This window comes from Paenibacillus sp. D9 (assembly GCF_001188365.1).
Lineage (GTDB): Bacteria > Bacillota > Bacilli > Paenibacillales > Paenibacillaceae > Paenibacillus_O > Paenibacillus_O humicus.
Genome location: NZ_JZEJ01000001.1, coordinates 4,605,723 through 4,619,138, shown reverse-complemented (window position 1 = coordinate 4,619,138; position 13,416 = coordinate 4,605,723). Strand labels below are relative to the sequence as shown.

Here is a 13,416-nt window from a genome sequence, read left to right as displayed (position 1 = left end):
AGACGGCGGAAAGATAAGAAGGTTCGCCCTCCCCGTCCATCGGAACGCCCTCCTTGGCTCTGACGCCGCCGTCAGCCCTGCAAGCGCAGGACGAGCGCCTCATAAGGCCGAAGCTTCAGGCTGCGCCAATCTCTATCCGCTCCATTTCCGTAATTGCCGATGAGCGGCTCGGCGCTCTCGAATTGTATTTTCTCCGGCAAGCTGCAGTCGGCTTCCTCTCCAAAGAAGTTCAGCACGACAAGCAGCCGCTCTCCATCCAGCATGCGCGTATACGCATAGATCCGCTCGTCCTCCTCGAGCAGCGCCTCGTACCTGCCGTAGACGATGACGTCATGCTGCTTGCGGAGCGCGATGAGCCGGCGATAGTAGTGGAAGATGGAATCCGGATCTCTCCGGGCGTCCTCCGCATTGATCTCCGTGTAATTGGGGTTGGACGCGATCCATGGCGTGCCGGTCGTGAAGCCTCCGTGAGCGGATCCGTCCCACTGCATAGGCGTGCGGGCATTGTCCCTTCCTTTGCTGTAGACGGAAGCCATGACAGCCTCCGCGGGACGTCCGGCCCCGGTCGCTTCCTTGTACATGTTCAGCGTCTCGATATCCCGGTAGTCCTCGATGGAGCCGAACCGGACGTTGGTCATGCCGAGCTCCTCGCCCTGATAGATGTAGGGCGTTCCCTGCAGCGTGTGCAGCAGCGTGCCGAGCATTTTGGCGGACTGCTTGCGGAAGTTCTTGTCATCGCCGAAGCGGGACACCATCCGCGGCTGGTCGTGATTGTTCAGGTACAGGCTGTTCCAGCCCCTGTCCTGCAGCTCCCGCTGCCATTTGCCCATGACGCGCTTGAAATCCGTCAGCCTCCAAGGCTGCACGTCCCATTTGCCGCCAGGTCCGGAATCGATGTCCATATGCTCGAACTGAAACACCATGTTCAGCTCTCCGCGGTCCTCGCCGACGTACAGAGCCGCCTGCTCCGGCGTCACGCCAGGCGTCTCCCCCACGGTCATGATGTCGTAGCGGGACAGCACCTCGCGGTTCATTTCCTGCAAATACTCATGCACCCTCGGGCCGTTCATGAAATAATCGGCGCCGGAACGGTACCGTCCTTCTCCGGGGGCGTCCGGCAGTCCGGGAACCTTGGAGATCAGGTTGATGACGTCCATACGGAAGCCGTCAATGCCTCTGTCCAGCCACCAGGCCATCATATCGTACACCTCGCGGCGGACCTTCCCGTTCTCCCAGTTGAGATCGGGCTGCTTGGAGGAGAACAGATGCAGATAATACTGATCCGTCTCCCCATCGTATTTCCATGCGGAGCCGCTGAAGAAGCTCGACCAGTTGTTCGGCTCCGCTCCGCCCTTGCCGTCCCGCCAAATATAGTAATCGCGATGCTCGCCGTCCCGGGACTTGCGGGATTCCGAGAACCAGGCATGCTCGTCCGAGCTGTGGTTCACGACGAGGTCCATGATCAGCTTCATGCCGCGGGCATGGAGATCCTCCAGCAGCCTTTCCCAGTCCTCGAGCGTGCCGAATTCGTCCATGATGCGCCGATAGTCGCGAATATCGTAGCCGTTGTCGTCATTGGGGGAGTCATAGACGGGACAGAGCCAGACGACATCCACGCCGAGCTCCTGCAAATAATCCAGCCGGGAAACGATTCCCGGGATGTCGCCGATGCCGTCTCCGTTGCTGTCCTGGAAGCTGCGGGGATAAATCTGATAGACGACGCTTTCCTTCCACCATGCTCGCTTCATCTGCCAGCCTCCTGTCGGTATGGATCTGCTCCTGCTCTCAAAAGGAAATAGAAGCAGCCGCGTTCCGATGCCGGAACGCTTCTGCTTCTATTCTTACCCGATCAGCGCCGTTCCCAACGTCCGGCTCCGGATCAGACGCCCTCGACGACGAGATCGGCCCGCTCCATCGGCTTGTGGGATTGGGCATACCTGTCCTCTGCCGCCATCCATGCCGCCCAGCGTCCACGGGCTTCCTCCCCGTCGCGCTCCAGGCCTCTGCGCAGGCGCTCCTCCCGGGGACAGTCCACCCAGATCGTCAGGTCGTAGAGCGGCGCGAGCTCCAGGCGGGTCGACGTCACGCCCTCGACGATGAGCGTGCCGCAGGCCGGAACCTCATGCCAGTCGGACAGGCGCTCCGTCCCCCAGTCGTACCTCTGATACTTGCCGTCCGCTCCTCCAAGGACGCTGTCCAGCACCTCGCGCTTCAATCTCCGCCAGTCGAAATCCGCTCCGACGGGCAGCGACTCAGGCCGGCTGCGGTCCAGCTCCGCTGGCGGGACATAAAAATCGTCCAGATGCACAATCGTCACCGGAGAAGGACAGCTCGCCTTCAAGGCTTCGGCCAGCGTGCTTTTGCCCGATCCCCCGCAGCCGTCTACGCCGATCAGAAGGGGCCGATTGACCGGCCGCTCCAAGCGGCCCAGCCGATCCGTGATTGTTGCATGCAGGCTTTCTAAAGACATCTTTTTGCCTCCTTATGGGAAATCGTAATCGTTGGCAGCTTTGCAGCGGGGGAACATCGGATTTCGGCTCTATCCTCCCCACACGCCCTGCTAAGAAGTTGCCCCCGGCAGCGCCAGCAGCTCCCGGATGTCGTCCTGATTGAGCAGCGGCATATCGGCCTCCGCCGTTCCTTGGATGACTTCCTCCGCGAGGCGGCGCTTGCGCTGCTGCATGTCGTGCATGCGCTCCTCGATCGTGCCGCGGGCGACGAGCCGGAACACCTGCACCGTCTTGTCCTGACCGATCCGGTGCGCCCGGTCCATCGCCTGCTGCTCGGATGCCGGGTTCCACCATAGGTCGTACAGGATGACCGTGTCGGCGCCGGTCAAGTTGAGGCCGGTGCCGCCGGCCTTGAGCGAGAGCAGGCAGACGTCGCGTTCGCCGGCATTGAAGCGGCGGCAGATTTCCACTCTCTCGCGAGCCGGCGTGCTGCCCTCGAGCAGGAACGCGGACACGCCCTGCTCCGTCAGTCGCCGCCGAATCATCTCCAGCATGCCGGTGTACTGCGAGAAGACGAGCGGCCTGCGTCCGCTCAGCCGGCAATCCCGGATGAGATCCATCAGCTGATCGAACTTGGCCGAGCCGCCGGCATAGTCCTCCACGAACACGGCCGGGTGGTTGCAAATCTGCCTCAGGCGGGTCAATCCCGCCAGAATGCGAATCTTCTTCAGCTCGAAAATGCCTTCGGCCATATGCTTCAGAGCCTCCGCCCGCAGCTTCACCAGGTAGCTGGCGTACAGCCTCTTCTGCTCCGGCAGCAGGTCGGTCTTCAGCATCGTCTCGATCTTGTCCGGCAGCTCGCTCAGCACGTCGCGCTTGAGCCTGCGGAGCAGGAACGGCCGGATCATGCGCGCCACCTCCTCGCTGCGCAGCTCCTGGAACTCGCGGCGGCTGCCGAACAGGCCCGGCAGCACGGCCTCGCAGATCGACCACAGCTCCGTCAAGCGGTTCTCCAGCGGAGTGCCGGACAGCGCGAACCGATGGCGCGCATTCAGACGCTTGACCGCCCGCGCCGTGCTCGTGACATCGTTCTTGATCATCTGCGCCTCGTCCAGGATGAGCGTATGGAACGCGAGCGCGTCGTAATCGGCCGAATCCAGCCTCACCAGCGGATAGGAGGCGATGACGACATCGACGCCATCCAGCCGGGACAGCTTGGCGGACCGCTCCTTCCTGGAGCCGTCGGCGATGACGGCGCGCATGCCGGGAGCGAAGCGCTCCAGCTCCGAGCTCCAGTTGTACAGCAGCGAGGACGGGCAGACGACAAGTGCCGGCCGCCCGCTCTCCCGGATCTCGGGCAGCACGGAGACGAGGAAGGAGATCGCCTGCAGCGTTTTTCCCAAGCCCATGTCGTCTGCCAGAATGCCTCCAAGGCCATAGTGGGCCAGCGTCTTGAACCAGCGGAAGCCGGTCTTCTGATAGTCGCGCAGCACGTTGTCCAGCGATTCCGGCAGCTGGAATTCCAATCGCTCCGGATGGCGCAGATCTTCCGCCAGCTTAAGCAAGGCGGGACCGAACCGCATGCTCGCATCCTCGCCGGAAGCATGGTGAAGCAGAGGCAGCCCCTGAAGCAGCGGCAGCTTGAACGATCCGTCCGGACCGATCCGGCTTGCCATGCCCGTGTCCTGGATGATCCGGATCATCTCGGCGAAGCGGCCGCCTTCCAGCGAAACGAATGCTCCAGAAGGCAGCCTGTAGTAAGGCTTTCTCTCCTGAACGGCCTCCACCAGATGGCGGACCTCCTCGGCCGGAACTCCGTCCATCGAGAAGCGGAATTCCAGCCAGTCGGTCCGCTCTTCGACCTCCACCCGCACCTGCGGCGGAGCGGTGCTCGACGGCATGCGGATGCGGACGGCGTTCGTCGCGTAGATCTGCAGCAGCTTCTCCAGCTTGGGCACGGTGCGGTAAAGGAATTGGTATTCTTCCTCTTCCCCCGAAAGAAAATAGCCTGCGTCCGTAGAAGCGGGCTTATGCTCCTCCAGTACCCGGAAGATCTCGGCCTCCCGCTCGGGATCGCGGATCAGAATGGCCCCTGCGCCTCTCTGGCGCAAGTCCTCCAGCGGATTGAAGACGATCTCTCCGTACTGAAATTCAAGGGCGGCGAGCAGCTTGTCCCGCACCCGGTCCAAATACAGCCGGGCCTTGAGCGGATGCCGGATCATCCGCTCCTCCAAGCGGGCGTCCAGCTTCACGCTGCCGAGCTTGGCCAGCTCCGGCAGCACGCCGGCGGCAAGCGCCTCCAGCTGTCCTTCCGGAATGGACAGCTTCCCTTCCGGCGCGTCGGCCAGCAGCCGCTGCAGCTCGTCCAGCCGCATGGCCTGCTGCGGATCGAGACGATGCAGCGAATTGCCCTGCAGGGCGGCGGCGTACGCGGGAAAAGCGGTAACGCCGGCCAGGCCGTCCGCCCGCAGCTCGTACTCGCCGCCCTCCGCCTCCTCCAGACGGAAGCCGAGCTCCGGGGCGCCGTCTCCTTCGCGGAGACCATCGTATGCGGCTCCCCGATGCTCCAGCTTCAGGCCCGCCGCCTGCAGAAGCAGAGGCTGCAGGCGGGGCCAAACGGCCGGCGGCACCGGCAGCACGCTCTCCGGCAAGGCGCTTGCAGCGGCGCCTGCCTGCTCCGCCGGCTGCCGATACAGCGCCTCGGTGCCGGCCGTCTCCGCGAGCAGGCGCAGCAGCGCCTCCTGCCCGGCGGGGAAGCGCTGCTGCTGCGGATCGAACGCCGCGCCCGTCTCGACAGGGTCGGCCGCCGCTCCCGCGCCGATGCGCAGCAGGAAGTCGCGGATCCGCCGCACGGGCCGCAGGCCGCGCCCGTCCGCGACCGACAAGGCGATGCCGAGCAGGCGCAAGCCGCCGTCCAGCAGCACCGGCGCGCAGACCAGCTCCGCGCGCGTCAGCCGGCGCGAGTCCACCAGCCGCTCGGCGAGGCCGGGAGCTGCGGGCGCTTGAGCCGTCGCGAACAGCTGCAGCAGCTTGTCCACGCCGGACGGAGGCGCCTTGTCCCCGGCAGAAGGCTTCTTGCCCGCGCTCCGCCGGCGGCCGGGCTCCTCGCCGCCGCCAAGGAGCCGCTCCTTGACGGCCACGAGCACCGCCGCCACATGCTTGCAGCCTTTGACGTAGGAGCCCAGCGGCGGACAAGAAGAGCAGGACGCCTCCAGCCTTCCGCCGGACGCAGCCCGCACGGATACGTGGCTTTGGAGCTTGTCCTGGACAAGGGCCTCGACCCGGCTGCCGTCCTCAGCCATATCGGCCAGCAGCACCTTGCCGTTTTTATAGAGCGTCCGTCCCTTCCCGAAGGAAAGGCTGCCGCACAGATTCTGGATCATCGCTTCGGTCAGGATCGGTCCCGGCTGGTTCTTGTCCATCGGCGGCCTCCTTCATGATGTCTTCTAAGGTCAGCCTCCATCATACCATGCCTGCAGAGGACAGGAGAACGGCTGCCAACCGCGTTCTCCTGAAAGCGGCTTCGCGGTCATTAAGCCAGTTGTTCCATTCCCCTTGTTGAACGAGCTTACCAATAATATCCTTGTCAAAATAAAGGACCGCCCAAAAAGTAAATGCGGCGGGAATTTTTTGCGCTTGAGGCGGTGAATTCAAGCCGCTTGGTTTGTATTTTCAAGAACTTGGAAAGAAACCGTTTTCAAGGATAGGATTCCATCTTATACTGTGGTTGCCATCCCCTGATGGCAATAGAAATTCATCGACATCAAACGAAAAGAGGTGGCAGGCAGCCTGTTTTTGAAAACGATTTCAACACCAGGGCCAACCCGCGCAACGCAAGGCCAATCAAAGGAGGATGAAGAATGAAGAAAATGATCCTGTCGGTCGCAGCGGCGCTGACGCTGGGCGGATTGGCAGCGGGCGCAGCCTCGGCCGCCCCTGTCAGCGACGCCAACGCCACCCTGTTCGGACCCGACGTCTATGTGTTCGATCCGTCCATGCCGGCGGCGGACATTCAGTCCGTGGCGACGTCGATCTTCGGCTCGCTGGAGTCGGCCGAGTTCAGCAGCAGCCGCAAGGCGCTGCTGTTCAAGCCGGGCACATACAACGTCAACTTCAACGTCGGCTTCTACACCCATGTGGCCGGCCTCGGGCGCAATCCCGGCGATGTCACGATTACCGGCGGCGTCAACGTGAACGCCGACTGGGACAACGGCAACGCGACGCGCAACTTCTGGCGGGCGATCGAGAACATGACGCTCGCTCCATCCAGCGGCAAGACGCAGATCGCCGTATCGCAGGCCGCTCCGCTCCGCCGGCTCAACATCAAGGGCGAGCTCGACCTGTTCGACTTCGACTCCAACTGGAACGCCGGCTGGGCGAGCGGAGGCTTCCTCGCCGACTCCAAGGTCGACGGCAAGATCGTGCCGGCCTCGCAGCAGCAGTGGTTCTCCCGCAACAGCGAATGGGGCGAATGGACCAACGGCGTCTGGAACATGGTGTTCGTAGGCGACAAGAACGCTCCCGCTGCCAGCTTCCCGGACCCGCCTTATACGGTCGTTCCGACGACGCCGGTCATCCGCGAGAAGCCGTATCTGTATGTGGACGGCAGCGGCCAATACCAGGTATTCGTCCCCTCGCTGCAAAGCGGCACCCAGGGCGTCAGCTGGGCGGCCGGCTCTACGCCGGGCCAATCGATCCCGATCAGCCAGTTCTACGTCGCTCGTCCTGAGAGCGCTACCGCAGCCAGCTTGAACGCGGCTCTCGCCCAAGGCAAGCATCTGCTGTTCACTCCCGGCATCTATCATCTGAACGATACGATCCGCGTGGCAAACGCCAATACGGTCGTGCTCGGCATCGGCATCCCGACGCTCGTGCCGGACACGGGACTGCCCGCGATGACCGTCGCGGACGTGGACGGCGTGAAGATCGCGGGCCTGACGTTCGATGCCGGACCGGTCAACACGCCGGTGCTGCTCGACGTCGGTCCTGCCGGCAGCACGGCCCGGCACAAGACCAACCCGACCTCCCTGCATGACTTGACCTTCCGCACCGGCGGCGCGTCGAACGGACGCAGCGACGCCAGCCTGCGCATCAACAGCAGCGACGTCATCGGCGACCACTTCTGGCTCTGGCGCGCCGACCACGGCGCCGGCGCCGGATGGACGTCCAACGTCTCCAAAAACGGCCTCATCGTCAACGGCACCGACGTCACCCTGTACGGGCTGTTCAACGAGCATCACAACGAGTACCAGACCGTCTGGAACGGCAACGGCGGCAAGCTGTATTTCTACCAATCCGAAATTCCGTACGACGTGCCGAACCAGGCATCCTGGAAAAGCGGCGGAGGCGCCGTCAACGGCTACGCCTCCTACAAGGTCGCCGACAGCGTAACGAGCCATGAGGCTTGGGGGCTCGGCATCTACTCCTACTTCCGCGACGCGGCCGTCAAGCTGAACAGCGCCATCGAGGCGCCGAACGCGCCGGGCGTGAAGTTCCACAACATGACGACCATCTGGCTCTCCGGCACGGCCGGCAGCGAAATCTCCCATATCATCAACAACACCGGCGGCCGCGTGTACGCCAACACCCCGGCCGAGGCGATGCGCCAGACGCTGGCGGAGTGGGCAGGCAACGGCTCGGGAGGGACTCCGACGCCAGCTCCGACTCCAACTCCGACTCCAACTCCGACTCCAACTCCTACGGTTACGCCGACTCCGACTCCAACACCGGCGCCAGGCGCGGCGCTGGACCGCACCGGCTGGACGGCGACCAGCAATCCGTCGAGCGGCGACGTCCCGGCCAACCTGCTGGACGGCAGCATGGCGACCCGCTGGAGCACCGGCGCTGCCATGGCGCCCGGCCAGTCCATCACGATCGATATGAAGGCGGCCAAAACCTTCAACAAGCTGACGATGGACTCCACCGGCAGCGACAACGACTATGCGCGGGGCTATGAGATCTACGTCTCCGCCGACGGCGCGAGCTGGGGCAGCCCGGTCGCCACGGGCGCAGGCACCGGCCCGGTCGTGACCGCCTCGTTCACGGCGCAGACGGCCCGCTACATCAAGATCGTGCAGACCGGCACGAGCAGCAGCTGGTGGTCGATCCGCGAGCTGAACGTGTACGGGACTTCCGGCGGAGCGACACCGACTCCGACACCAACTCCGGCTCCGGGCGCGGCGCTCGACCGCACCGGCTGGACGGCGACCAGCAATCCGTCGAGCGGCGACGTCCCGGCCAATCTGCTGGACGGCAGCATGGCGACCCGCTGGAGCACCGGCGCTGCGATGGTCCCGGGCCAGTTCATCACGATCGACATGAAGGCGTCCAAAACCTTCTCCAAGCTGACGATGGACTCCACCGGCAGCGACAGCGACTATGCGCGGGGATATGAAATCTATGTCTCCTCCGACGGCGCGAGCTGGGGGGCCGCCGTCGCCACAGGCACCGGCACCGGGCCTGTCGTCACCGCCTCGTTCGCGGCCAAAACCGCACGCTACATCAAGATCGTGCAGACCGGCACGAACAGCAGCTGGTGGTCGATCCGCGAGCTGAACGTATACAGCTGAGAAGCAGCAGCCGAGAGGGACTTTCGACGTCCCTCTCTTTTTGCGACCCCATTCCGCAGAAATCGGGAGGAATTCAAATGCACCTACCGCTCCTCAAGAAGCAGCCCCTGCGCCGCTTCACCATCTGGACCGCGGTCCTCGCGCTCCTGCTGCCGCTGCTGATTCCGGCAGCGCCTGCCGCTCCGGCGGCTGCCGCGGCAGGCGACTACCTGCTCACGGGGAACCGGCTCGCCTACGCGTCCTCCGTGCGCGGCGCCAACGGTCCGCAGCTCGCCTTCGACGGCGATCCGGCGACCCGCTGGGAAAGCCGGCTCGGCCAAGACCCGCAGTGGATCTACGTCGATCTGGGCGCTCAGGCGACCCTCTCCAGAGCGGTCGTCAAGTGGGAAGGGGCTTACGCCAAGTCGTTCCGCATCGAGACGTCGAACGACGAGTCGTCCTGGACGCCGGTCTACAGTAACGCCAACGCCTCCGGCGGAACGACCGACGTCGCCTTGAGCGGAGCCGGCCGCTACGTGCGCCTCTACTCCGTGCAGCGGGCGCTCCCCGCCTACGGCGTCTCGCTGTACGAGTTCGAGCTGTACGGCACCGGCGGAGCCGGGCCCGCGCCCCAGCCCGCTGCGGTCAACGCCGCGCTCGGGCGTCCGGCGGTCTCCTCGTCGGAGGCCGGCGGCGGCCAGCCCAAGGATTACGCCACGGCGAACGTCACCGACGGCAGCCTGTCTACCCGCTGGGCATCCCAAGCCTCCGATCCCCAGTGGATCTATGTCGATCTCGGCCAGAGCCAGCGGATCGGCAAGGTCGTCCTGAGATGGGAGACAGCCTTCGGCCGGGTATACGACATCCAGGTATCCGACGACGCCAGGAGCTGGACGAGCGTCTACCGCCAGCGCTACGGCTCGGGAGGCAAGGACGAGATTCCGCTCTACGTTTCCGGCCGCTACGTCCGCATGCTCGGCATCGGCCGGGGAACGAATTACGGCTATTCCCTCTATGAGTTCGAGGTATATCCGTACCGTTCCGGCGATCCCCAGCCGTCCTACAGCATCGCCCCGCTGCCCCAGCCTTCCACCGTACAGGCCGGCAGCGGAAGTTATGAGATCGGCGACGTGACCCAGCTCGAGCCGCTCTATCCCAAAAACCGCACGAGCGGCGTGAACGCCCCCATTCCGTCCAACGACTGGTGGCAGAACCTGCTCGTCCAGCATCTGGGCGCGGGCACCGGCATCGTCACCCTGCCGCTCAAGGCGAAATACTCGCCGAACGGGCTCGGCCTCCTGAATCCCGGAGCGGGCGCCGTCAACGGGGACGGCGGCGCGGTCAACGCCGACGGCGACCCGGATCTGTATCTCTCGGCGAACAACCTGCTGAGCCCGAAAGCTCTGGAGAGCAAGGTGGACGGCTACGGCGACTATTCCGTCCGCGTCGTCCTGAGCGACGATGACACGCCGAAGATGAAGTCGGTGCTGGCGAAGGGCTCGCCGTACGTCTACAGCACGTTCAGCGACCCGAACTCGCCGGAGCTGTTCGTTCCCGGCCTTAGCCGCGCCTTCGATGATGCCGGCCAATCGCTGCTGGCGGCGGAAGGCTCCAGCGTGACGGCCGATCATATCGGGCTGGAGATCGCGACGCTGGACAACGCCGTGCAGCCGAAGGCGGTCACGCGCTCCTACGGCGTCTTCGCGCCTCCGGGCACCGTGTTCACCCGCGCGGGAGGCAAAATCAAGATGAAGCTCGGCGGAGGCGCGGGCTACCTTTCCGTCGCCGGCCTGACCGGCAGCGGAGACTTGAACTATTTCTACAAGCACGCCTATGCGTTCGTGACCGACACGAAGGTGGCGTACGGGTACGATATGAGCCAGGCCAAAGTATCGTCCACGTTCACCAGCGTCACCGAGCTGAAGCGCTCCGGCTTCTCCGCCGACACGCTGACGGCGCTGCTGCCGCATCAGTGGAAATCCTCGTCCGCTCCGCTGACGGCGCTCTCCTACCCGTCCATCCGAGGCACGCTGAAGCTGCGGGAGGGCAACAGCTTCTCGACGTCCGATTCCTTCACCGGCCTGCTGCCGCAGTTCGCGGAGCCGAATGACTCCGCCTACTCCCGCGCCGAGCTGACGGGCTACCTGAGCCAGCTCGATACGGAGCTCGCGAACACCGCGGGCCTCATGAACCAGGACCCTTACTGGCAGGGCAAGGTTCTGTACCCCGCGGCTCTCGGCGCCATGGTCAGCGACAGCATCGGCGATACGGCCCGCCGCGACCGGTACCTCGGCGTCCTGCGGAGCATTTTGACCGACTGGTACACCTATTCCTCCTCCGACGCCCTGCACACGTATTACTTCCATTACGCTCCGGAATGGGGCTCCATCTTCCCGTGGGCGGCGGGCTGGGGCATCAACACGGGCTTGACCGACCATCATTACACCTACGGCTACTACGTCTACGCCTCCGCCGTGCTGGCTTCGTTCGACAGCGCCTTCAAGCGGGACTACGGCGGCATGGTGGAGCAGCTGATCCGCGACTACGCCAACCCGTCGCGCACCGACTCCATGTACCCGTGGCTGCGCAGCTTCGATCCGTACGAGGGCCATTCGTGGGCGGGCGCGTATGCCGACAACGACAACGGCAACAACCAGGAGGCCGCGGGCGAAGCGTTGAACGGCTGGGCGGGCCTGTTCCTCTGGGGTCTCGTCACCGGCAACAACAGCTACCGGGATACCGCCGCATGGGGCTTCGCGACCGAGCTGAAGGCGATCGAGCAGTATTGGTTCAACTATGATCATGACAACTGGATCCCCGACTACCGCCATGGCGTCGCCGGCCAGGTGTGGGGCAGCGCTTACCTCTACGGAACGTACTTCTCCGGCACGCCGGTCAACATCTACGGCATCCACTGGCTGCCGACCGCGGAGTGGATGAGCTATTACGGACGCTCTCCCCAAAAGGCGGCCGATCTGTATGCGGCCTTCCTCAAGGACAACGGAGGCCCGGAATCCGGCTGGGAGCATATCGTCTGGCCGTATCAGGCTCTGAGCGACCCGCAGGCGGCGATCGCCAAGTGGAATCCGTCCATCCTGCAGAAAAATGAAATCTTCAATTCGTACTGGTTCATCCACAGCATGGCCAGCTACGGCAGCCGGACGTCGGAAGTCTGGGCGAGCAACTGGGCCGGCGTGGGCGTCTACAAAAAAGGCTCCGCCTACACGGCCATGGCTTGGAACCCGACGGACCAGCCGATTACCGTGCAATTCCGCAATGCCGCCGGATCGACGGGCAGCGTGACCGTGCCGCCTCATAAGCTGGTCAAGGCCGATCCGCTGAGCCAGGGAGGCGGAACGACTCCGACTCCGACGCCAAGCCCGACCCCGACTCCGACCGTTACGCCGACTCCGACCCCGGCTCCGGGAGCGGCGCTGGACCGCACCGGCTGGACGGCGAGCAGCAATCCGTCGAGCGGCGACGCCGCAGCCAATCTGCTGGACGGCAGCATGGCGACCCGCTGGAGCACCGGCGCAGCCATGGCGCCCGGACAATTCATCACCATCGATATGAAGGCGGCCAAAACCTTCAACAAGCTGACGATGGACTCTACCGGCAGCGACGGCGACTATGCGCGGAGCTATGAGATCTACGTCTCCGCCGACGGCGCGAGCTGGGGCAGCCCCGTCGCCACGGGCGCAGGCACCGGCCCCGTCGTGACCGCCTCGTTCGCCGCGCAGACCGCCCGCTACATCAAGATCGTGCAGACCGGCACGAGCAGCAGCTGGTGGTCGGTCCGCGAGCTGAACGTGTACGGGACGTCGGGCGGATCGACGCCGTCGCCGTCGCCGACACCAACGCCGACCGCAGCTCCAACCCCGACGCCGGCACCGACACCGGGCGCGGCGCTGGACCGCACCGGCTGGACGGCGACCAGCAATCCATCGAGCGGCGACGTCGCGGCCAACCTGCTGGACGGCAGCATGGCGACCCGCTGGAGCACCGGCGCTGCGATGGCCCCGGGCCAGTACATCACGATCGACATGAAGGCGTCCAAAACCTTCTCCAAGCTGACGATGGACTCTACCGGCAGCGACGGCGACTATGCGCGGGGATATGAAATCTATGTCTCCGCCGACGGCGCAAGCTGGGGCAGCGCCGTCGCCACGGGCGCCGGCACAGGTCCGGTCGTGACCGCCTCGTTCGCCGCGAAAACCGCGCGCTACGTCAAGATCGTGCAGACCGGCACGGACAGCAGCTGGTGGTCGATCCGCGAGCTGAACGCATACTTGTCCTAAGCAGGGAAAAAGAAAAGGGCCGTTCCGGGCGAAGCTTCCGGAACGGCCTTTTTTCGCGCTGATCCGTCTCCTGCGGTTGCCGGGCCGACAAGAGGATTCGCCCCGCTTCAATGAGAGTCT

5 protein-coding genes are annotated in these 13,416 nt (G+C 64.6%); 2 read left to right on the top strand and 3 right to left on the bottom strand.

Annotation, left to right across the window (positions count from 1 at the left end; genetic code table 11):
* Positions 1 to 71 precede the first annotated feature (71 nt).
* The 3 genes from VE23_RS20690 to VE23_RS20680 form a co-directional block, all read right to left on the bottom strand.
* Complete coding sequence (locus VE23_RS20690; RefSeq protein WP_049868965.1) at positions 72 to 1,748, bottom strand: glycoside hydrolase family 13 protein; 1,677 nt, start codon at positions 1,746 to 1,748, stop codon at positions 72 to 74.
* Between the two features lie 131 nt (positions 1,749 to 1,879).
* Positions 1,880 to 2,470, bottom strand: a complete 591-nt coding sequence (locus VE23_RS20685) for a uridine kinase family protein (RefSeq protein WP_049868963.1) — start codon at positions 2,468 to 2,470, stop codon at positions 1,880 to 1,882.
* Positions 2,471 to 2,560: 90 nt separating this feature from the next.
* Positions 2,561 to 5,872, bottom strand: coding sequence for a DEAD/DEAH box helicase (locus VE23_RS20680; RefSeq protein WP_049868962.1), 3,312 nt, complete (start codon positions 5,870 to 5,872; stop codon positions 2,561 to 2,563).
* A gap of 447 nt (positions 5,873 to 6,319) precedes the next feature.
* Between VE23_RS20680 and VE23_RS20675 the strand changes: the two genes are divergently transcribed.
* Both VE23_RS20675 and VE23_RS20670 read left to right on the top strand, forming a co-directional pair.
* The gene (locus tag VE23_RS20675; RefSeq protein ID WP_232317081.1) at positions 6,320 to 9,019 is read left to right on the top strand and encodes a discoidin domain-containing protein; all 2,700 of its coding nucleotides are present in this window, start codon (positions 6,320 to 6,322) and stop codon (positions 9,017 to 9,019) included.
* Between the two features lie 77 nt (positions 9,020 to 9,096).
* A complete protein-coding gene (locus VE23_RS20670; protein ID WP_049868960.1) occupies positions 9,097 to 13,296 on the top strand; it encodes a discoidin domain-containing protein in 4,200 nt (1,399 codons plus the stop codon).
* Positions 13,297 to 13,416: the final 120 nt, after the last annotated feature.

Coding starts and splice junctions, on each gene's coding strand:
- VE23_RS20690 (WP_049868965.1), bottom strand. CDS start 1,748: ATGAAGCGAGCATGGTGGAAGGAAAGCGTCGTCTATCAGATTTATCCC.
- VE23_RS20685 (WP_049868963.1), bottom strand. CDS start 2,470: ATGTCTTTAGAAAGCCTGCATGCAACAATCACGGATCGGCTGGGCCGC.
- VE23_RS20680 (WP_049868962.1), bottom strand. CDS start 5,872: ATGGACAAGAACCAGCCGGGACCGATCCTGACCGAAGCGATGATCCAG.
- VE23_RS20675 (WP_232317081.1), top strand. CDS start 6,320: ATGATCCTGTCGGTCGCAGCGGCGCTGACGCTGGGCGGATTGGCAGCG.
- VE23_RS20670 (WP_049868960.1), top strand. CDS start 9,097: ATGCACCTACCGCTCCTCAAGAAGCAGCCCCTGCGCCGCTTCACCATC.